This window comes from Microbulbifer regidiadema (SeqCode) (assembly GCF_052466995.1).
This window is the reverse complement of record NZ_CP174297.1, coordinates 2,505,651-2,524,741: the sequence shown is the minus strand read 5'-3', so window position 1 is coordinate 2,524,741 and position 19,091 is coordinate 2,505,651. Positions and strand designations below refer to the sequence as shown.

Annotated in this window: 21 protein-coding genes and 1 pseudogene; 13 read left to right on the top strand and 9 right to left on the bottom strand. The window is 47.2% G+C overall.

Going from position 1 to position 19,091, the window contains the following annotated elements; genetic code table 11:
• Position 1: 1 nt before the first annotated feature.
• The 5 genes from ACJJIK_RS11025 to ACJJIK_RS11005 all read left to right on the top strand — a co-directional run bounded on the left by ACJJIK_RS11025 (position 2) and on the right by ACJJIK_RS11005 (position 3,196).
• On the top strand, positions 2-283 hold the full coding sequence (locus ACJJIK_RS11025; RefSeq protein ID WP_444942767.1) for a hypothetical protein: 282 nt from the start codon (positions 2-4) through the stop codon (positions 281-283).
• A 598-nt stretch (positions 284-881) separates the two neighbouring features.
• Complete coding sequence (locus ACJJIK_RS11020; protein ID WP_444942766.1) at positions 882-1,190, top strand: hypothetical protein; 309 nt, start codon at positions 882-884, stop codon at positions 1,188-1,190.
• 75 nt (positions 1,191-1,265) lie between these two features.
• Positions 1,266-1,748 (top strand): lysozyme inhibitor LprI family protein, encoded by a 483-nt coding sequence (locus ACJJIK_RS11015; RefSeq protein WP_444942765.1) that lies wholly within the window; start codon positions 1,266-1,268, stop codon positions 1,746-1,748.
• 417 nt (positions 1,749-2,165) lie between these two features.
• Positions 2,166-2,606 carry a hypothetical protein gene (locus tag ACJJIK_RS11010; RefSeq protein ID WP_444942764.1) on the top strand — a complete coding sequence of 147 codons (441 nt, stop codon included), beginning with the start codon at positions 2,166-2,168 and terminating at the stop codon, positions 2,604-2,606.
• A gap of 26 nt (positions 2,607-2,632) precedes the next feature.
• Entirely contained in the window at positions 2,633-3,196 is a 564-nt protein-coding gene (locus tag ACJJIK_RS11005; RefSeq protein WP_444942763.1) for a hypothetical protein, read from the top strand.
• 81 nt (positions 3,197-3,277) lie between these two features.
• Here ACJJIK_RS11005 and ACJJIK_RS11000 read toward each other — a convergent pair whose 3' ends face one another.
• Positions 3,278-3,724 (bottom strand): group II intron maturase-specific domain-containing protein, encoded by a 447-nt coding sequence (locus ACJJIK_RS11000; RefSeq protein WP_444945058.1) that lies wholly within the window; start codon positions 3,722-3,724, stop codon positions 3,278-3,280.
• Between the two features lie 48 nt (positions 3,725-3,772).
• Positions 3,773-4,536: pseudogene (locus ACJJIK_RS10995) on the bottom strand (reverse transcriptase domain-containing protein); the annotation flags it as partial.
• A 658-nt stretch (positions 4,537-5,194) separates the two neighbouring features.
• Here ACJJIK_RS10995 and ACJJIK_RS10990 point away from each other — a divergent pair.
• From ACJJIK_RS10990 to ACJJIK_RS10970, 5 genes are all read left to right on the top strand, one after another.
• A complete protein-coding gene (locus ACJJIK_RS10990) occupies positions 5,195-5,593 on the top strand; it encodes a molecular chaperone DnaJ (RefSeq protein ID WP_444942762.1) in 399 nt (132 codons plus the stop codon).
• 200 nt (positions 5,594-5,793) lie between these two features.
• Positions 5,794-6,402, top strand: coding sequence for a helix-turn-helix transcriptional regulator (locus tag ACJJIK_RS10985; protein ID WP_444932213.1), 609 nt, complete (start codon positions 5,794-5,796; stop codon positions 6,400-6,402).
• Positions 6,403-6,831: 429 nt separating this feature from the next.
• Positions 6,832-7,161 (top strand): hypothetical protein, encoded by a 330-nt coding sequence (locus ACJJIK_RS10980; protein WP_444942761.1) that lies wholly within the window; start codon positions 6,832-6,834, stop codon positions 7,159-7,161.
• Between the two features lie 669 nt (positions 7,162-7,830).
• Complete coding sequence (locus ACJJIK_RS10975; RefSeq protein ID WP_444932210.1) at positions 7,831-8,175, top strand: hypothetical protein; 345 nt, start codon at positions 7,831-7,833, stop codon at positions 8,173-8,175.
• A 90-nt stretch (positions 8,176-8,265) separates the two neighbouring features.
• Positions 8,266-8,700 carry a DUF4274 domain-containing protein gene (locus tag ACJJIK_RS10970; RefSeq protein ID WP_444942760.1) on the top strand — a complete coding sequence of 145 codons (435 nt, stop codon included), beginning with the start codon at positions 8,266-8,268 and terminating at the stop codon, positions 8,698-8,700.
• Between the two features lie 108 nt (positions 8,701-8,808).
• Here the strand turns inward: ACJJIK_RS10970 and ACJJIK_RS10965 are convergent, their stop codons facing one another.
• On the bottom strand, positions 8,809-9,168 hold the full coding sequence (locus tag ACJJIK_RS10965; RefSeq protein ID WP_444942759.1) for a helix-turn-helix domain-containing protein: 360 nt from the start codon (positions 9,166-9,168) through the stop codon (positions 8,809-8,811).
• 232 nt (positions 9,169-9,400) lie between these two features.
• Here ACJJIK_RS10965 and ACJJIK_RS10960 point away from each other — a divergent pair, with 232 nt between their 5' ends.
• Entirely contained in the window at positions 9,401-9,598 is a 198-nt protein-coding gene (locus tag ACJJIK_RS10960) for a hypothetical protein (protein ID WP_444942758.1), read from the top strand.
• Between the two features lie 615 nt (positions 9,599-10,213).
• Complete coding sequence (locus ACJJIK_RS10955; protein ID WP_444942757.1) at positions 10,214-10,474, top strand: hypothetical protein; 261 nt, start codon at positions 10,214-10,216, stop codon at positions 10,472-10,474.
• A gap of 60 nt (positions 10,475-10,534) precedes the next feature.
• Here ACJJIK_RS10955 and ACJJIK_RS10950 read toward each other — a convergent pair whose 3' ends face one another.
• On the bottom strand, positions 10,535-11,743 hold the full coding sequence (locus ACJJIK_RS10950) for an FAD-dependent oxidoreductase (protein WP_444942756.1): 1,209 nt from the start codon (positions 11,741-11,743) through the stop codon (positions 10,535-10,537).
• Complete coding sequence (locus ACJJIK_RS10945; protein WP_444932205.1) at positions 11,727-12,419, bottom strand: glycerophosphodiester phosphodiesterase family protein; 693 nt, start codon at positions 12,417-12,419, stop codon at positions 11,727-11,729. The genes ACJJIK_RS10950 and ACJJIK_RS10945 overlap by 17 nt, the downstream gene beginning before the upstream one ends.
• Before the next feature lie 662 nt (positions 12,420-13,081).
• Between ACJJIK_RS10945 and ACJJIK_RS10940 the strand changes: the two genes are divergently transcribed.
• Entirely contained in the window at positions 13,082-13,765 is a 684-nt protein-coding gene (locus ACJJIK_RS10940) for a fimbrial biogenesis chaperone (protein WP_444942755.1), read from the top strand.
• 110 nt (positions 13,766-13,875) lie between these two features.
• On the opposite strand, the gene ACJJIK_RS10935 is transcribed toward ACJJIK_RS10940, so the two are convergent.
• From ACJJIK_RS10935 to ACJJIK_RS10920, 4 genes are all read right to left on the bottom strand, one after another.
• Positions 13,876-14,835, bottom strand: coding sequence for a hypothetical protein (locus tag ACJJIK_RS10935; RefSeq protein ID WP_444932203.1), 960 nt, complete (start codon positions 14,833-14,835; stop codon positions 13,876-13,878).
• The gene (locus tag ACJJIK_RS10930) at positions 14,822-17,329 is read right to left on the bottom strand and encodes a TcfC E-set like domain-containing protein (RefSeq protein WP_444942754.1); all 2,508 of its coding nucleotides are present in this window, start codon (positions 17,327-17,329) and stop codon (positions 14,822-14,824) included. Before ACJJIK_RS10930 ends, ACJJIK_RS10935 begins: the two co-directional genes overlap by 14 nt.
• Before the next feature lie 43 nt (positions 17,330-17,372).
• Positions 17,373-17,909, bottom strand: a complete 537-nt coding sequence (locus ACJJIK_RS10925) for a hypothetical protein (RefSeq protein WP_444942753.1) — start codon at positions 17,907-17,909, stop codon at positions 17,373-17,375.
• Between the two features lie 341 nt (positions 17,910-18,250).
• The gene (locus ACJJIK_RS10920; RefSeq protein WP_444932200.1) at positions 18,251-18,772 is read right to left on the bottom strand and encodes a hypothetical protein; all 522 of its coding nucleotides are present in this window, start codon (positions 18,770-18,772) and stop codon (positions 18,251-18,253) included.
• Positions 18,773-19,091 lie beyond the last annotated feature (319 nt).

Here is a 19,091-nt window from a genome sequence, read left to right as displayed (position 1 = left end):
CATGGAATATCTAATAAAAGAAGGGAGGGAATTACTTCAGAACCTTAAAGAGCTCGCAAGCTCTTACCATGTGAAGTCGGATATGCATGAAAAATTAAGCTGGGAGGCTGTCGGAATCGGCGGAATGGTAGGCCAGCTAGTTTCAGGTAGTGAATTAACTTACTCTTTAACTTCAAGTAACTTGGAGAAAGGATGGGGGCGAGAACTTGTAGATTCTCATCCAGGCCTGTTCAAGAGAGTTTATAAGTTCCGTGATGCATACTACCGTGCGAAAAACACATAACAAGCAGCGGCAGAGCGATAGCCAACGCTACGCACTTTTTGTGTTACTCGCTGGCGCTCAAACCTTAACACAAAAAGCGCTCCGCGCTGGCTGCGCCTGCGCTGGGCGTTATACCTGAGAAAGAGTATATGTGCAGATACGGACAATATACATATAAAGAGCGTTACGCTTGCTTTGATTGCAAAAAGTCATTTAAGCAAACAAATTTTTACGAATTACCTCGAGAGTCTCGCCCTGAAAGGCAAGAGGACAGGGTTGTAAAATGCCCGCAATGCGCTAAGCAAATCGTAAATATGGGGCATGACTTTAAACCTCCAAAGCAGAATAACTCTAAACAGTGGTTAAAGGTTAAGGTATTATACGAAAACGGTTTCACATTTCACTCCTGCGGTTGTTGTGGTCCAGGGTTTCGACCAAAAGAACTTAATGATGTACAAGCCTTTTTAGACGATGGCCGAAGTAAATCGGAAGGAGAGTTACTTCTGAAAAAAATAATGGCTACACTTTTCGAAAAAGGTATAACGAAGGCAAGCACTCGGATAAATTAAAACTCCGGCTTTGCCTCCATTTTAATTTGCCGGTGTTATGCACCTTCACTATGAATAAATATACCGACATAGTTGTGATTAGGGGAAATTGGCAAGGTGGCCATCACGGCACCCATCCAAAAGTGTTGTCCGTAAGCCCTGAATCTGATGAGCCATTTGGAGTTTCTGAAGGTTGGGGGCACGGATTAGGCGGAAACAATTTTTCGCTAAAGGAATTAGTAGAGAAAGAATTTATCGAAATATTCAACACCAAGGAGTCAGAGGTTGTGTGTTTGAAAATAAAAGATGCCTATAAAAAAGGTGTTAACCAAAACATTCTGGCAAAACAACTGCTAGGCGAATTGGGCAAAAATGCATAACTAGGCGCTGCACCCGACTCCGGCGCATTCGTGCCTCCGCGGGTGAGCTTGGCGTTAAGGCATAGGGAGAGAGAATTGAGATTTATAATAGCCATACTACTATCTTTACCAACAATTGCGTATTGCCAACAAATAGGTGATGAATGTGAGCGGCACCAGATTGAAGGAAATTTAGTATGTATCGATGGTGTTCTTAAAAATCCGTGTGACTATGCGACAAGACATGAAACTTCGATGTGTCTGAAGATAAAAAGAGATGAAGCTGAGAAACAGCTTCAAGAAGCATATGAAGCGGCTTTATCTTTGATTGAAGATGATAATGGAAAACATAAGCCAAAGAGCAGCTTTGTCGAAGCCCAAATAAAGTGGAAAGAGTTTAGAGAAGCCATGTGTAACTATGAAGGTAATTCACAGCATCTAAGGTTTGGCCAGGGTATAGGGATGAACTGCATCATATCAATGGCTAATTTTCGTACTGATGCGCTTAAAAAACATGCAATATATCTAAAATCATTACAGTGTGGCTCACCAGAATGTCACAAATTTCATAACTGGTAAGTAGCCTTAACAAGCAGCAGCACGGTCGCCTGCGAAAAACGCGGGCTGGACGGCCTACACTGCGCTTCGGCCGCCCGTGTGCTGGGCGCTAAGTTTTATACACAAGTGAACCAGTGAAAATTACTACTCTGATAAGCTCTACAAGAGTATTGAGAGCTTCAACTCTATCTACTACAGGCAAGATCAGATACCTAAGTAGAGAGGGATACTGGTGATTGTTTAATCAATATGCGCTCTACTCCAGGGAAAGCGCTAGATTTAGCGTAAAACTCAAGCGCTTTTGGTCTTATAGACGGTTAAATTTCATCCATTCCAGTCGGGAAATTAGGCTATTTCTCTGTATGAGGCTTTGAATAGGATTCAAATATGTGTATAAAACACAGACGCGGTGCTATGTGCGTAGGAGCCGGAAAGTAAATGAATAATTCCAATTTCCAAAAGCTGGTATGGGTAAGCCTAATTTGGATAGTTGTAGCTATAGCAGCTGCTTTTGTAGCCCCTTCTGATCTAAACCCTATTTTACTCGATCAGCTTGACAGGCAACTAGATGAAGAGTGGACACTGTTTGACTCATTTGGCCTTGGTGTTGTTTTGTTTGGTCTCGTTTGCAATATAGCCCTGCTATTTTATAAGGGGTGGGCTAGGCTTGGTTATCTAGTTTTAATTCCAGTATCAATGGTAATTACATGCATAGATGGCCCCTTCATTCAATCATCAATTGACGCCTTAACTAATGATATTAACTTATTTTTAAGCGGTGTCTTATGGGCGGTTTTGCTATTTACTGAGATTAAATTTAAATTCAAAGCACATAATAATTCAAGCAAGCGGGACGCCGTAACCGGCACCCCTTCTTGAGGTGTTAAATTCTCAAGGAGATACAAGTGAGAAGTTTTATAGTTGTGGCGCTAGCTGTCCTCTTATCGGCTTGTGGCGCAACAATACAAGCATATGAATCATACTCAGAACCAACCGGTGTTGAGAAAACAGCATCGATTGGTAGTGAGCTATACCGAGTTACAAAAACCAGGGATTTACCAAATGCTTTCGGGAAAGCTGACATTTTCGGAGGCAAGGTCAATTCAGGCTTCAGTGAATTGCGCTTTATGGGTATCACTCCTGAAGGAGTAATTATTTTTAGGCTTACGGATATTGATATTGAATCAAATGAAACAACTATGAGTAGGTATGGTAGTAGTTCTACAGCGGTATATTCAAATACTACAGCCAATGCTACCGTTGTTGGCAGTTCCGCATATGGTTCTGCTAATACAAGCACTACAATCCACCACTACGAAAAGCCAAAGTCAACCGTTACGCAGTTACCTCCGAATACTGTGGAGTTTTTATTTAATCCAAATGAAAAATTGCTAAAACTAGATGGTTTAGTAGTTGAAATCACCAAGGTTACAAGTTACTCAATTAGTTATGTGCTCCATGGGCAGTAATGTATTCAAATCGGGTAGCCGGTAGTTTCTAGCTACCGGCCCCCACACCACCCATCGTGCGGGTTCGCAATGAGCGGTTCCCTATCCGTAATGAATCTCTACCCAGCGGTCACATAACGAAATCAAGCCCATCTTTTGGAAAAACTCATTGTTGAGTGCAATATGAATACCTTCGGTCTTTGCATTTCGCCAGTAACTCTTACCGGACGATCCACAAGTGACAGCCAGTGATTCACTCACACCCATGCGTAGTAAGTTTCGGACTTTCGTTCTCACTTTACGCCAGTTTTTCCAGTAGCTCATTCTCAATCTTCGTCGTATCCAGCAGTCAAGATCGATACATTTTTGATAGCCTTGCGCTATACCAAAATAATTGATCCAACCACGGAGGAACACGGTAAGTTCTTTCAGTTTCTTTTCCATAGAAATACCACGGGATCGCCCTGTAATCTGGTGGATGCGGTATTTAAATTGGAGCAGGGACTTATCATGCCAGACGAGCCTTGCACCGCGAAAAGAGAACCCCAAAAACTTACAGCGGTTGACAGGAACTACTTGGCTTTTAGTATCGTTAACTTTGAGCTTAAGCTTGCGCTCAACAAAGCGTTTAATACTCGCCATAACCCGTTCACCCGCGCGCTTAGAAGCAACAACAATCACAAAATCATCCGCATAGCGAACAAAATCATGTCGGCGTTTTTCCAGCTCTTTATCGAGCAGGTCGAGTACAATGTTGGAGAGCAGCGGCGATAAAGGGCCCCCTCATGACAGGCTTTCCAGCATCCATCTTCTACACTTCCTGCACGCAAGTAACTTGCGATCAACTTGAGTGAACGCTTATCGCTGATTCTTTGGCCAAGTAAACTCATGAGGAAGTCATGGTTGATCCGGTCGAAGAACTTAGATAAATCGACATCTACGGCTATTCGCTTCCCGCCTTCGATATACTTCTGTAGCTTTTTCACCGCATGATGCTGTGATCGCTTTGGGCGGAATCCATAACTGAACTCTGAAAAGGTTTTATCGAAACTGGGACCGATGATTTGGGCGATAGCCTGCTGAATAACACGATCAAAGATCGTAGGTATCCCGAGACCACGCTGGCCACCATCTGGCTTGCGAATGTAGACGCGCCTAACGGGAAGCGGCTGGTAATGACCCTGTCGAATAGTCTCGATGAGGTCGTCGCCAACTGCCTTGAAGTGCTGCACAAAATTATCGACAGTAATCCCGTCAATGCCTGCGGCACCTTTGTTACTTCGCACGTGTTTCCATGCAGCATTAAGATTTTCTTTGCTGAGGATAGTTTCAAGCAGATTTTCATTTGAGTTGAGTGTCATGGCAGTGCGCTACGTCAATTTTATATCCGGCTGGCAACACATCGGTAGGCTAGCCCTGTCTTTTAACTCGTGGATTTTGGGTTCAGGCCTTCACCGTATCCAAGGTATTAATCTTGGCATTAGGCTACTATGCCGTCGGCTGACTTCTGTTCAATCACCTTGGCCATTACTGGCCGAGGCGCTGCTGTGTTCCACCAATTTTGTTTACCCCCGCGATGGTGGCTAGCGGGCTGGGCCTACTTATGAGTCAGCGGCCACGCTGACAGCTTTACAGCAGCAGGTTGAACAGATCTCCCCAGATAAGAACGTAAACTTTCACTACACAACTGCATCATTTACTCTACCCGTTAGACCACATGGCTTCGGTATCCTTGGCTACCTCGCCTCCAGGCTAAGCCTTATATGATGTTTCTGTTCGTCAGCTCGTAGCTTTGCTAGCGGCTTCCTCCCCACAAGACCTCACGGTCTTGCAGTTGCCATTTGCTAGTAGTTAGCATTTAATGGAGACCATTAAACGGTGATCCTCCTACAGGGGACTTTCACCCCATTAGTTCACGCCCATGCTGGGCGTACCAAGTAAAGGCACCGGACAACAAAACCGCCGCTTCGCTCTGGTTTTGTCGCCGGTGCTTTAGGCGTTATACATCAGGGAGAATTCATGAGTAAGACTCTTGGTCTTGTGGTATTAGCGCTTATGATAGGAGCGTGTGCAAGCACAACAGAAGAAAGTAACTTAGGTTACGAAGGCTTTAACAAAGCTGGTATCTCTGTCGGTGCAACTCTTACAGAATTAAAATCTGACCCGAAAGTAAGTATCCGAAATAGCAAAGGTTGGACTATAGCAACTTTAGATACAGGTAGAGTTATGTGGAGTTTCACTCCTCAGGGGCATCCCGCTCATCCTTCGTTCGTAAAGCGCGAGGTTATAGAAAAGGACGGTAGTGTCTACATTGATACCACCGCTAGATGTGGTGCAGAGAAAAGCATTTGTGATCAACTTGTAAGAGACTTTATTGAACTCAACAATAAAATAAAGAGCGAAATGTCAGGCGGCTAAATGTATAACAAGTTGCTCAACCACCGTTCCGGCCAAAAAGCGGCCTCCACTGGACAGCCTAAAACGTGCTTCGCACGCGGCTGCCGGTTAGCAAAGCGTTATGCCTGTCGCATGAATTTCGTACTAATGTCGTAAGAATGACGTAACTAATTAAGGCTGATCCGGTGAAAATTTAAGTTCAATTTTCAGAGGACAGAGAAATGGAAGTGCAAGTAGATACAAACAAGATCATCAGCCTGCGAAAGTCGCGAGCCTGGAGTCAGCAGCAGCTGGCTGAAGTGGCATCGGTTAGCTTAAGAACCATACAGCGAATCGAGAAAAGCGGTAAGGCGTCCCAAGAGTCGGTTAAATCAATTTCTTCTGCATTTTCAATTATCCCAGAAGATATTCTTGTAAATGAATCAGAAAAGTTTGCGGTCGTAAAACGAGTCAAGAATTATATTACTGCAATATTGGCACTTGGGGGCGCATCTCTTCTATACGCCTCTTTCTCCACGGCGTCTCCAATTATGCTCAAAGTAGATGCCAGCTCAAATAATGAACAGCTGGCATCTATTCAGCTTCTTAATGAGGAAGGCGCTGAAAGTGAAATGCGTATAGATAACATGCTAAAAATTGAGCTAAACGCCGAACAAACCCCGGAGAACCAAATCCGGTTAAAAACGAAAGTGTACGAATTCAATGAGTCTACTGGATTTGTGCTTGTGGCTAGCCCGGTTTTACTCACAGAATTTCATCAATCTGCGGATATTAAGTTTACAGCTTCAAGCGGGGTTCCATTTGAGGTCCAGGTAACCCCCCAGAATTAGGTATAACGAAGCGCTGCAGGCCGACCCCTTACTTTGTGCGCCTTTTGTGCGGTTGCTGCGCTCCAAATTTTCGCGCAAAAGGCGCACAAAGTAAGCTGCGGCTGAGTGCGGCGCTAAGTTTTATACACAAGTGAACCAGTGAAAATTACTACTCTGATAAGCTCTACAAGAGTATTGAGAACTTCAACTCTATCTACTACAGGCAAGATCAGATACCTAAGTAGAGAGGGATACTGGTGATTATATAATCAATATGCGCTCTACTCCAGGGAGAGCGTTAGATTTAGCGTAAAACTCAAGCGCTTTTGGTCTTACAGACAGTTAAATTTCATCCATTCCAGTCGGGAAGCTAGGCTATTTCTCTGTATGAGGCTTTGAATAGGATTCAAATATGTGTATAAAACACAGGTGCGGCGTTATGAGTCATAAATGAAGCAACTAAAACTACTATCTATTAGCGGCTCGGCATGTGCATTATTTTGCGCAGTCGCTTCACTAGTTTTCTACTTCGGTGATTGGAATCGCTTATTGGTCGTTAGTGCTCTCGGGTTGTTCATTGGTTTTCTGGCAGCTCCTGAAATTGACCCCAAAGCTTTTAAAAAGGCGTGGCTAGTTCAGTTGGTTTGTGGCGCCATTGCAGGTGTGTTAGCTGGCTTAGCTTTTAGCTTAGCGGCCAATGTTCTCATTTATACTGCAATTATCGGTGGCTTCATCGGGTGGTCAGCTAATCTGTGGGTGAAACATGTTACATTGCCATAAAATAACTCATAACAAACTGCTCAATGATCAGCCAAGGAAACCTTGGCTTGGACAGCCACTGCTGCGCAGCGTCTGTCCATTAGCAGGGCGTTAGCGTTTAAGGTCTCAAAGAAATGGCAAAGTCAAAGAATAGGCTCACAGCTGAACAAAAGCGCGAAAAAGCTAATAGAAAAAAGAGATATAATTGGATTTTCATCAATGGAAAACAAGTCAGGGTCAAACGACCGCCTGTTATAGATGGAATGGATGTGAATGAGTATATCGAGAGAAATGCCGACGAGATTTGGCTACATCAGGAAGGTATGTGGGAAGTTCTCCACGGGCGAAAGAATGATGAAGACTATGAGGATATATTCTAAGAGTTAGATGTCTCGTTAGATTTTGAATTTATTCGCATCGGAGTAGCGATTCACGATGTCGGAAAGATAATTCATACGAATGAGATGACTGGGCCTGGTTCAGAGCATGAGCCCGAAGGCGAGCGCATCCTTCTTGAAAAGGGGGCAGATGCGGAGCTAGTATGCAACGCAAGCAGAACGATTCTGCACTACTTGGACAGTAAACTTCAGTGAAAAGGGCTAACAATCGCAGGCACGGCGACGCCTTTTCCATTGTAGCTTCGCCTCCATTCCAAAGCCGCGCGTTCTGCGGGAGTTATATTTACTAGTCATGCGCATATTTCTAATAATTACTGTTTTATTGCTCGTAGGTTGTATTGATCATCACAGTGAATCAAGTATTCAGGCTGATAACTTACGAATTGCAGTGCAATCGCTTTATTCTGAAAACGGTGCAATAGGCAAAGAAAAGTGGCCAACTGAAATTTCGGAGTTAAATCCAGCTTCAGTTAGGGCTTCAGATCAGGGCCTCTATGTAGTCTTACAAGAATTTTTTTCATCTGAGAGTGGTATATTTTTGCCGTTGGATGGCATTGAAGTATCTACGGAAGAAGGTAGAGATCCAAGTTATAAACAAATAGGGAAGGGTATCTATAGCTATGTCATTAAAGGGTAAATATAGCGAGTCACTCAAAGCGGGCTGTCTTCCGCGCGGGCCAGCAAAGCTGCGCTTTTCTGTCCCGTTAGCTCAACGTTATATACAATTATGATTAGCGATATCGAGCAAAAATTAATAGATCAGATTCAAGGCGAAGAGAACCTTCAAGAGCTAGTGCGTGTTGTAAAAGCTTCTAAAAATCCATGCTTTCTACAAAGCTACGCAATCAGTTACAACTGGGGTGATGGATTTGATGTTCCAAATGCGATTGTAATTAACGAAGCCTGCGATCTGGGTACAGCACTAACTCTATTTTGGCTGGCAGAAGGAATATGTTATTTCACCGGCGAAGTGAAAAGAAACGAATATAATAATGATTGGGCAGACTTTTGCGATTTGCTCATAGAAAAATTAACAAGCAATTATTTTGTAATTGGCCCGGTCAGCTTTAAACCCAGTATAAATAGAGTTACTGCGCACAAATACCAAAAATCTGGTGTTCCATCGGTACTTTTTAATGAGGTTCAAGGTGCAGGCATATAACTAGGCGCAGCATGTCGCACCTTCAGTGCTGGACCTCCAAACCGCTACGCGGTTTTCCAGCTCATGTGCGCGGGGTTAGGTCTAAGGACCCCGGACTGTGTTGAGAGGCTAACCCTCCGCCGTAGGGTCTTGCGTTTTCTTCTGTGCTCGGTAGGTACTTTCAATGGCCCGCTGAATATGTAGCTGCCACTCCTTGGGTAGCTGTGTGTAAAGGTGAGCGCTTAAAGGTGGGAAGGGAATCTGCGCAAAGTGGTGCTGGTTCTCGGCCCCATACACCTCCGCCAGGGTGATCCCAATCGCTTCACACCAGGCTGGCAGCAGCTCTGCCACTATCTTCTGGTTTCCTGTTTCCATTTTCGAAATTTGAGATGATACAAGCCCCAGCTGTGTTGCCAGCTGTGCAATCGTCATCCTGTTCCGTTTCTGTGCGTTACGCAGGCGTGAGCCTAGTGTGTCGGCCTCAAACATCGAGCCGCGTTATCAGCCCCCCAATAAAAATCGATAATAGAAACTTTGCCGCATTTTACATTGCTATATTCGAAATATTTCAGCATAAATATTCATATAGCGTGAACTTGCTAGTAGCTTTGGTCGGGCTGTCGTTATATGCCAGCATAAATAACTGGTGTTAAACGGCATGGATACTACTTTAAAGTTTAGAGCGCCATAAGGGATTAGTAGTTTCAAGGAGTTGATTAGCATGCCTGTAAGAATGCAAATGGAGCAATTGCAACGAGTCGCACGCCTGTGTGCAGCCCTGGAGTGGGTCACGACTTGCCCAGACCTGGACACAAAAGACGCAGTATTGCAGCTGATAGGCGAGGAAGTGAGCGCCACTATCCAGGGGGTGATCTATGCGGTTGAGTCAAAAGGAGGTGGCGGCGCCGAGATGGCTTGAGTGCATGAGTGCCTGTGAGGCCCAGGAGTCACGCAGGCACTCATCTCTCATGGAGGATCACTAATACGCTGTAAAATATCAGATTTGTGGTACGAGACTGGTACACAAAAAAATAGAATGAGCTAACCCATTGATTTTGATTGATTTTTTAGTATAGGTCTAATCCAGTAGTGGTGCGGTACAGAAACGGTGGGTACTAAATTCGGACATAAATGGTGGCGCAAAATACTAATAAAAACAGAGTAGCTGCCATTATATAGGATGCCTGTGTCGATGTGCGACTTTATTGTGAAACTTACGCCCCTACTCGGTATAGGTGCCGGAGAAGCCGCTGTATGGACTTGGGTAGCGGAGGTTGAGTCTATTCGGTTGCGTCTGTAACGACTGCTGTAATGCGGATAGATATTCAGGGGCTATAAGCTGGAGCGGGGTGGTATTGATATCGGCAAGCGCTGGCTTGTGCTTATCGGTTGAAAAGTTGTCGTGATGGAATATCGAATGACTTCGCCTTTATACTGAGCCCCTGAGTTGGAAAGTTTCCAGCGCTTTAATTAGTTGCCTATTTTGGCTTTGCAAAGGCGCCTTAACAATACAGACGGATAAAAGGAATTTAGTATGAAGCTTAAGTTAATCGGTATAGGTGCTGTGGTATTGGTTTTGGGGGGCTGTGCTTCACTGATGGAAGAAACTGTTTCCAAGAGGGCTCCCTTTGATTTGAACTGTGATGCGGACTCAATCACCATTCAGCAACTGGGGGGCAGAACCTATGGGGTTTCTGGCTGTGATAAGCGTGTCACTTACCTGTTGCAAGGGCCCTGTAGCGGTCCGGGCAGCCGCTGTTTAGCCGTAATGAATTCCAGTGTGGATGAAGGTTAGTCGCGATCTCTGGGGGCTTTTTTCTTGCCCCCCCAACCTTTCTGGTTTCCGAATAATAATTTAGATATTGCGCTCGCGTTCAGAGGAGCTACTTGCGGTTTTTGAAGCTTGCGTATTGGGTAGAATAGGCGGTTGCGCGCACAGGGTGGGTTCAAGTTTGCTGAGTAATTTACACGCAGTGGCGCGATAGCTTGTTAACTTTCCACCTGCCACCGCCAGAATTCTCGGTTGTTTATTATTATCGCTGCAAATAATCGTTTCCCGGGAGCGTGCAAAAGGACTTTTGGCCATCTCGGGAAGTACCCGCAGCCCGGAATAACTCTCACAAATATCTTCCTCGCTGAGTCGCCGTGCCTGAGAAAAATACTTCTGCACTGTCTGTAGGAGGTAGCTCTCTTCCTCAGGGGTAGGGGTGACATCCCGGGGATCAGCAAAATAGGGGCGCTCAGTAGTGCCAACCAGTGTTTTATCTCGCCATGGCATAATAAAAACGGCGCGGCCGTCATCGGCCTCCACATAATAGATTTTATCGCCGAGAGACAGGGGCAATAAAATATGGGTGCCGGCGACTAAATCGAACGGAGGCAGGGCGAGCGGCGGTGTACAGCGAGCATTGGTGTTGGCCACCCAGGGGCCGCTGCAATTGATCAGCGCCCGGGTGCGCAATGTATTGAGCTTGCCGTTAGCGACATAGTCTACGCGGACCCCATCGCCGGTCACCTCTGCGCCGACCAAGCTACCGGGGCAGATAAGCTGCGCCCCGTGGGTAATCGCTGAGGCAACGACATTCCGGGTTAAGGCGGCATCGTCGGTCTGTGCATCGTTATAGCGGAAAATCTCCATCAGGCCCTCCCTTTGCAAACCTGGCAGGCTATCCCACTGGGAGGGGGGCACTTTGCGAAAGTAAGAGTCGGTATTGCTCAGCCCAGACAGCAGGCTGTACAGGCTCAGCCCCAGGCGGACTACCCAGGCCGACCTTTTACTGTGCTGGTAGACAGGGATATAAAAGGGGACCATGCGCACAAGTTCAGGCTTGTTCTCCAGCAGCCACTTTCTCTCCCGCAAACACTCGTAGACCAGGCGGAACTGGCCGCTCTCCAGGTAGCGCAAGCCGCCGTGAATAAGTTTGGACGAGCGGGAGGAGGTGGCGGCGGCGATACCCAGCTGTTCGAGTATGACCACTGAATAGTGATTTGAGGCCAGGGCTTCGGCGGCGCCGGCTCCCTGTATACCGGCGCCGACCACTAAGACATCAAAATCCGTAGACATCGCTTGCTTCCCGGGAGCGCATCAGCAGCGGTAAATTACCGGTGAGAATGTGGTGGGCGCCGCGCTTGCGCCAGAGAACCGCCTCTTCTGTGGTGTTAATCTCATAGACAACCCACTGCCAGGGCCCAGGAGGTAGTTCGTCACACTCGACATGGCTGTCGCGAATCAATAGATACTCCGGTGCCGAAGTGACGATATCGGCAGACAGGCAGCGGGAGACACTGTTGATCTCCAGGGCAATCCGGTGCCAGCCTATATTGCGTGCAGCCCGGAGGCTGCGGCAGTCCGTGGAGAGCAGTGCGAAAGACTCATTCTCATTGCGCATCAATTCCATCAGCTTTTTTACCGCCGGTATAAAACCCAGCGGGGCAATATTGGCCGGGGAGATGCCGACAAACCAATCCAGGTGGCGGTGACAGCTGGCCCAGTCTACCAGTTCGATAAAGCGGTTGAGTGACTGGTGGTGCAGCTGCGAGTCCAGTAGAGAGTGGAAGACCTGGGGCTGGTCGCTGTCGGAGATAGGCAGACTGTCCTCGTGAAAGCACCAGGGAGTGCCGTCAGCGCTGAAGCGGATGTCGCACTGAATGGCGCAAGCCCCCAGATTATGGGCCGCCTCAAAAGCAGCAATCGTATTCTCCGGTTGGCGGGTCTTATCGCCGCGATGTGCAATTAGCATGAGAGTCTGGTCCGAAAAACGGGTGTTATTGTCGTCTGGAATTTGGCGCAATTTGGCCTTTGCCCCAGAGATGAGCCGGACTTAAGCGGGAGCCGGGTCATACAGGAAAAATAGACGGTGCCGCCGCTGTTGCAAGGTCTGCGGGGGCGAAATATGCCCCTCCCTGTTAGGTTATCGAACTAAAATTAAATCGGATGACCCATTTGTAGTCTGTGCAGAAGTTGTCTCTCTGCGCTGTAAGAGGTAGGGCCCGTCTGTGTGTAGATTAAAGCTGGCTGTAGTATCGCTTGCCTTGATTTGTGCCTCTCTGCTGGTAGAGCCCGTCTCTGCCGCAGGTAGCTCTCAATCTGCGACCGCGCAGATCATGTTAATTTTTCCGCCCAATATCGCCTGGCAGCAGAGAGAGGTAGATAATTCACGGGCACTTTGTTTGCGGAATATGCCGGCTGAACATATTAGTATTTCGCTAACGGCGCCGGGGGTACAGCGCACGATTTCTCTGGACAATAGCCGGTGTCTGTCAGAGCGGCAGCTAAAGGGGTACTCGCGCTTGATAATTAGGGCAGAATAACTATCTTGCTCATGACTACCGGTATCAGATCCCGGTAAAATAGCCCGGCACAGAACCCATGATAAGAACATTTAAGGTCAGCTAGTTTCCAATGAAAAAGCCATTTTTATTACTCGTACTACTACTTGCCCAACCGGTTATGGCTTCGATGTCTGTAGATAAGATTCTCCTGTATTTACAGGATGGTCCCAGCGCGAGGGACGATGTGGTTGTCAGCAACCCAGATGAAGAAACCCTATATGTGCAGACAGAAATATTTCGAGTTGATAACCCCGGTCGGGAGAATGAAAAGAGAGTAAGGGTGATTAACCCCGAAGAGTTTAAACTCCTGGTCAGCCCCGCCAAGGCAGTTTTAGCTCCCGGTGAAAGAAAGCGCTTTCGCGTGATGGCGCTGGATCGTGATCTGGAGGAGGAAAAAGTTTACCGGGTCACTTTTAAGCCGGTCGTTGGCGATATACAGACGGAGCAGACTGCGCTAAAAATCCTCGTGGCCTATCAGGCACTGGTGTTTGTACAGCCTGAAGGCGGGGCCTACCAAGTGGATTTGATTGCAGAGGGGGACTCTTACCGCCTCTCAAATAGCGGCAATATTAATGTAGAAGTTGTTGAAGTACGCCACTGTATTAGCGAGGACGAGTGTGAAAAACTCGACACTGCAGGTCGACTCTATGCGGGTACCAGTATCGATGTTGCAGGTAAGCCGCACAGTGGTGAGCTGGAGGTGCTATTGCGCGGCAAGCGGAGCCAGCGGGTTCGCTTTCCGCTCGATGGATAACTTTACTTAGCTCGGGAAGCCTCCGCATAACTCCCTGATGCCTCTGTTGCACAGAGCATCTAAGCATGTGTAGCTAGTTGCGACGGGTTGTTAATCTCTATTGGCGGGGGCTACTGCCCGGTCACGGTGACGGTGAGCACATCTGTATAGTAGGAACTCTTAGCTCCCTCCCAAACCCCTCCGGGAATAGTAACCATAATCCTGGCGTTGTCTATTGCACAGTGGCCAGACAGGCTTTCTGTGAGAGTACCTAGGGCAATCCCATTACTTAATGTTTTTGCCCCGCTTGTTTGGCTCATATCATCGGTAAATGATACGGCATAGGGGAGGTTTTCAACGGGGCTGCTCAACAGGAACATAGAGGCTCTCTGCGCCGTTCGCGCCAGGCTATTGCGGCTAGATAAACTTACCTGATAGCTGCTAAAGCCAATACCTTGAACGCAGAAATCTTCATACCCAGTTATATCCTGCCCGGGGGGAAAGTTAGAGCCATTGATATAAATATTGCCCAGATTGTTAATGGAAATACTGGGCTCCACCTCCAGCGCAATGGTAAAGTCGACGGTGTGTGAGTCTATTGGCGTTGCATTCATATACTGCACAAGCTCCATTTGAAAGCTGCCACGGTAATTTGTCGATAAAATCTCTGTCGAGGAATTGACGCTAATATTAAGTTTGCTGTTTAGGTCGCTGAGGCTGCCCGAGAGTTGATCGCTTGTTTTATTGGGGAGCAACGGCGTTGAATAATGGTTCCGGTAAGAGAGTGACAGGTCTATATCAAGCGGCTCTCCGCTATCGGAATACAGGCGAAAGTGGCTGCCGGTTGCTGGAGTCACTTTAAGAGTAAAGGGCTGGGCCTGGTTGGCGTTGTTGCTGAGCAAAGTAAAGCTGATATATTTTCTTACGGTTTCATAGCGAATACTGTGCTCGCCATAGAGATTGCAGGTGCGCAGGTTGCTATCACCGGTGCAGCTGGCGTGGGCAAGAGAGGCTGGTAGTATAACTGGTATTGCAATCTGTACTGTCCAAAATAAAAGGTGTAATAGAGAGGCTTTGTTAGGGTTGTTCATCGTGTTTGCTCAGGCTAAAGGCGGGTAGACAGTAGTCGTCGGATTGTTGAAGTGTGCCCAAGTTGATCCAGTTTGCCCCGGAATCCTCCACTTGTAGATTGATAGTGCAAGTGAGCCATTTAACTTCCAGTTGGGTAGAATCCTGAATATCTATCGGGACCTCCAGTTGAAAAACGCCATATTGATCCGTGCTTACCTGGTAATTGTTAATACTGACTAAAGTGTCTGGCAGCCCATTTCCGTAGGAGGTTAATCGGCCCATAATCACGTATAACGGCTGGATATTGTATGAAGCTTCAGCAATATTGCCGGGGTATAGGGTTATAGCGTGGCTTTTTTCCCGGTACTGAAAAAAGCCGTCATCCAGTGGTCGCAGAGAGACATCATAGCTGTTAAAGGCCGGTAGATTGACCACCGATAGGCCGCCACCCTTCGCGTAACCGTGGCGTGAACCGTTGACAAGTACTTCGAAGGTTTTATTGTCGCTGCCATCGATATCGACAATAATGGCACTTTCCAGTGCTCGCTCCCCACCCCATGCAAATTGTTTCCCCGTAGTCATAAGACTGGTGTTAAAACTGCCCAGATAGTTGCTGACGCGCTGGTTATTCTCATCGCTCAGGCTGATAGCGGTATCAATAAATCCCTGGCGGCCGGACAGGCGAGAGTGGCTCTCCAGGCGATAACCGTGTTTATGGGTTTCCGCACCGAAGGATTGCTCCACTTCCATGGCCCATATATCGCGGTCATGCCAGCGGCTATCAAAAGTAATTCTGTGGGGGGCCCCGTCTGGGGTGTTGCCGTATTCAGACTGGAGGCTGGCGGTGTGTTGCCAGTGATTGCTGCGGTGTCTAAATTGAAACTCAATACTTGAGTAGTCTTCGTGATCGGAGCGGTTATAGGAGAAGGTCAGGTTCCCCAGCCAGTTATCCCCCTTGAGAATTGCGCGTTGAAAGGAAAGAGTGCTGAGCTTATTTCTGCTGTCGTCGAAGCTGCTCGCGCCTGGCAAGGTAAATCTATCTCTCTCACTATATCTGAGCGCAAGGCTTCCGCCCCAGAGTTGCGTTTGCAGGCTAAAGTTCCGCTGTGAGAAGCCGTTGTTTAATATTGAATAATTTTCATCACTGTAGACAGGGTCGCTGTTATCCAGTTTGACACTAGAGGCGCTTACAGTGAACCAGGAGGTTTCGAGCAGCGCTTCCAGCCGATAGCCTTTGCGCCCCTTGCCGTCGAGTATAAGGTTGGGGGATAGCTCCAACAGTGAGCTAACCCAGCGCCCGCCAAGTTCAAATACCTGCTCGCTCTCAGAGGCAGACACAGACGAGAATAGAGCGATATTATCGGAAATTCTGCGGCCTAAATAGGCCTGCAGGAAACCTTCGTTATGGTAGTCGGGTAAGCCTCGATAGGGCGTTACCTTGGTGGGCATACCCGCTAAAAAGCCCCAGTGCCACTCCCCGGGTGCGGGCAGGTAATAATCCTTAGCGAAGAATTCGATAAATGTGCCGAGAGGTCTGCCGGACTCATCGAATGTGCGAATCTCGATTTCATAGGCCCCGCTGGGCAGGTTTGAGGTATTAAGGACACGGTTTCCGGCATCCAGTAAATCAGTATAGATCAAGCGATTTTCACGATAGACCTCAATGCGCCCCCGCACCGGCATATTCACCTCAATAAGCGCCCCCTGCCGGTGGGACAGGTCGGTGCGGGTTCTGTGGGAGTTGCGAAATTCGAAGCCAAAGAGGGATTTTGCCGGGGTGAAGTAGCCAAAATTACCGCTGGGTTGAAAGAGACCGGCGGAGTAGGTTTTACCGCGAAAATCCCTGGACCAGTGCAGGTTGCTGACTTGATAGCCCTGTTCATCCAGGTAGTGCCACTGGCTGCGCAGGGCGTGCTCGCCGAAACCGATAATCGTATTTCCGTTTAAGGTGGCACTGTAGTTACTGCCATGAGTTTGCGAGTCGACGCCAGACCAGGTGGCGCTGAGATTTTGTATTAGGGAGGCCCCGCTGCTGGAAGCGGGCAAAAAAGGGCTGGCAATGGCCTGCTGCTGCGGCAGTAGCTCAGGGGCAAAGAAGATATCCAGGCGATACAGATCGCTATCGTAGATAACGGCGAAATCTTCAGGCACTAGATAGCCGCAATCTATTTGCGTTAAGTTTTGGCAGATTCGATGTGCATTTTTATCCTGAGGTTTTTGCAGCAGTTGTGCAATCAGTGTGGGGTTTGTTGATTGGGGCAGTAAATCAAATACAGCCATGGGGCTGTTAAAGGTAATATAGGTTGGGTGTACGGTAATTGGCGTCGTACCAATTTTTTGACCGCCATAGTATAGATCCGCCAAAATGAATTGCGGTTTGCTGAGATCTTCGAAACCCTTGGGGATTCCCGTTTCAATTATCGGGTTGGCTTTTGATTCTGCAATACCCCCTAAAGAAATCACTAACATTGCGCAGAAGGCAAAAACAACCCGGTTGGTTATTTTTGTTGTCATAGGGCGCCTGGTAGGCGACTGGTTTCCAGCCGCCAAATTGAGGTTATTCAGAAGTTACCGTAATTAACAGTGTATCGGCATAGCCGCTACCGCTCTGAGTGGTCGAGTTCTCCCAGTCTACATTGGCAATAGTAATTTCGAAGCGGGCATTGTCGGAAGAGCAGTCTGAGGCTACCCCATTTAGAGTTTGTCCTGTCATAGCGACGCCCTCGGAAGCTGTGGTAAAGGAGCCGACGAGACTGTTATCAAAACCTACAGTATAGTCTACCGTATTAGTGCCGTTGGTAAGTTCAAATACGGTGTCATTGTTAGAGTCATTACTTTCGAAAGTGATCTCGAAAGTGGAAAAGCCGACCCCGGAAATACAAAAAGGTTCAATTGAGGTGGCGTTTGTTCCCGTTGTGGGGTCGGTAATAGTGACATTGCCCACATTCATCACACTAACGGATTCTGTAAAGTTTAGGGTTATATCCGAGCTGCCTGTGTCGGTGACCTGGGCAAGTATTTCCGGGGATATAATAAAGGCGAAACAGCTTATTGCGCCGCCGAGGAGGGCTCGACGGAAACTCTTAGTGCTCATACAAACTTGTCCTTACTTTGAAAAGGCATCGTTATTTTGGCTGCCTTTTGTGAGTCCATTAAACTTATTTGTTGCCGAATTGCTGCTTGGCCACGCAAGGGTAGTTGTTAAATTTTGCTTGCTTGAGGGTTTAAATGCATAGGTTTTTCCGAAGATATCTTGGGTGTCTTTTTATGGGATTATTTGGAGAGTGTATATGCCAGGAGCAAGACTTATAAGAAGTATAAGTATAGGTGAATTTGTGCTGTTTTCTTCTGTGTGCGATACCTGGAGTGCGATTGAGCGACTGATGGCGATAATTTTTACAGTAGATTAATTACAGCAGATAATGCGGTTGATTTTTATTCTGAGGCCACCGTGATTAACAGCGTGTCATAGTAGGGGCCGGCATTGGTGATAGTTGGGTTGTTCCAGACTAGGTTTGGTATTGTGATCGAAAAGCGCGCATTATTGTTGGTGCAGTCTTGTGCATTAATGGAGTTACCACTTAAGGTGACGGTTGATATTACGGGGGTAAAGCTGCCGGTTAAACTGTTGGCAAAGGCTACATCGTAGGGAATGCTGATATTGCCGTCTGTTAACATAAATATAGGGTCAGAATTACCGTCATTGCTTTCGAAAGTAATGCTAAATGTATTGAATCCATCCCCGGAAATACAAAAGGGATCTATGCCCACGGCATCCTGCCCGGGGGTGGGGTCCGCTATAACTAGATTGTCAACCTCACTGAGGTTGATGTTGACGATGGTGCTAAATGTCAGTGTAATCTGGCTATTGGCGCTATCAGTCTCGGCTGTGGCGCTGTTGGCGGCGAGAAGTGTGCTGATAAAGAGGAGTGAGGCGCGAAAAATACAACTATCCATAGTACTTCTTCCATATGCCGCACAATACTAAAACATTGGCGTAGAAACTAAGAGGGCATCACTTCCTGGTGTGGAGCCATTTCTGATCGCTTAAATAAATATTAGAGGTTTGCGCGGTTAATAAAATAGGTATTTTGTTTTGGTTTTTTATGTTGAGATATTTTTCTCAGACAATCCCGGTGAGTATTCCCGCTTGCAGGGGGCAAGGGTGGGGCAAAGGTAGGTTAAATGGGAGTTTAAAACTCCGGGCGATTACCCGTGTATTTATCTCTAAGAATCCCGCGCTATTGTACTGAGGGTATCGCAAGACAGAGAAGCC

What these genes read in the sequence shown, in the direction of transcription:
- ACJJIK_RS10930 (WP_444942754.1), bottom strand. Translation starts at nt 17,329, where the DNA reads ATGACAACAAAAATAACCAACCGGGTTGTTTTTGCCTTCTGCGCAATG.
- ACJJIK_RS10985 (WP_444932213.1), top strand. Translation starts at nt 5,794, where the DNA reads ATGGAAGTGCAAGTAGATACAAACAAGATCATCAGCCTGCGAAAGTCG.
- ACJJIK_RS11010 (WP_444942764.1), top strand. Translation starts at nt 2,166, where the DNA reads ATGAATAATTCCAATTTCCAAAAGCTGGTATGGGTAAGCCTAATTTGG.
- ACJJIK_RS10980 (WP_444942761.1), top strand. Translation starts at nt 6,832, where the DNA reads ATGAAGCAACTAAAACTACTATCTATTAGCGGCTCGGCATGTGCATTA.
- ACJJIK_RS10955 (WP_444942757.1), top strand. Translation starts at nt 10,214, where the DNA reads ATGAAGCTTAAGTTAATCGGTATAGGTGCTGTGGTATTGGTTTTGGGG.
- ACJJIK_RS11025 (WP_444942767.1), top strand. Translation starts at nt 2, where the DNA reads ATGGAATATCTAATAAAAGAAGGGAGGGAATTACTTCAGAACCTTAAA.
- ACJJIK_RS10945 (WP_444932205.1), bottom strand. Translation starts at nt 12,419, where the DNA reads ATGCTAATTGCACATCGCGGCGATAAGACCCGCCAACCGGAGAATACG.
- ACJJIK_RS11020 (WP_444942766.1), top strand. Translation starts at nt 882, where the DNA reads ATGAATAAATATACCGACATAGTTGTGATTAGGGGAAATTGGCAAGGT.
- ACJJIK_RS10935 (WP_444932203.1), bottom strand. Translation starts at nt 14,835, where the DNA reads ATGAACAACCCTAACAAAGCCTCTCTATTACACCTTTTATTTTGGACA.
- ACJJIK_RS10940 (WP_444942755.1), top strand. Translation starts at nt 13,082, where the DNA reads ATGAAAAAGCCATTTTTATTACTCGTACTACTACTTGCCCAACCGGTT.
- ACJJIK_RS10925 (WP_444942753.1), bottom strand. Translation starts at nt 17,909, where the DNA reads ATGAGCACTAAGAGTTTCCGTCGAGCCCTCCTCGGCGGCGCAATAAGC.
- ACJJIK_RS10960 (WP_444942758.1), top strand. Translation starts at nt 9,401, where the DNA reads ATGCCTGTAAGAATGCAAATGGAGCAATTGCAACGAGTCGCACGCCTG.
- ACJJIK_RS10990 (WP_444942762.1), top strand. Translation starts at nt 5,195, where the DNA reads ATGAGTAAGACTCTTGGTCTTGTGGTATTAGCGCTTATGATAGGAGCG.
- ACJJIK_RS10965 (WP_444942759.1), bottom strand. Translation starts at nt 9,168, where the DNA reads ATGTTTGAGGCCGACACACTAGGCTCACGCCTGCGTAACGCACAGAAA.
- ACJJIK_RS10970 (WP_444942760.1), top strand. Translation starts at nt 8,266, where the DNA reads ATGATTAGCGATATCGAGCAAAAATTAATAGATCAGATTCAAGGCGAA.
- ACJJIK_RS10920 (WP_444932200.1), bottom strand. Translation starts at nt 18,772, where the DNA reads ATGGATAGTTGTATTTTTCGCGCCTCACTCCTCTTTATCAGCACACTT.
- ACJJIK_RS10950 (WP_444942756.1), bottom strand. Translation starts at nt 11,743, where the DNA reads ATGTCTACGGATTTTGATGTCTTAGTGGTCGGCGCCGGTATACAGGGA.
- ACJJIK_RS10975 (WP_444932210.1), top strand. Translation starts at nt 7,831, where the DNA reads ATGCGCATATTTCTAATAATTACTGTTTTATTGCTCGTAGGTTGTATT.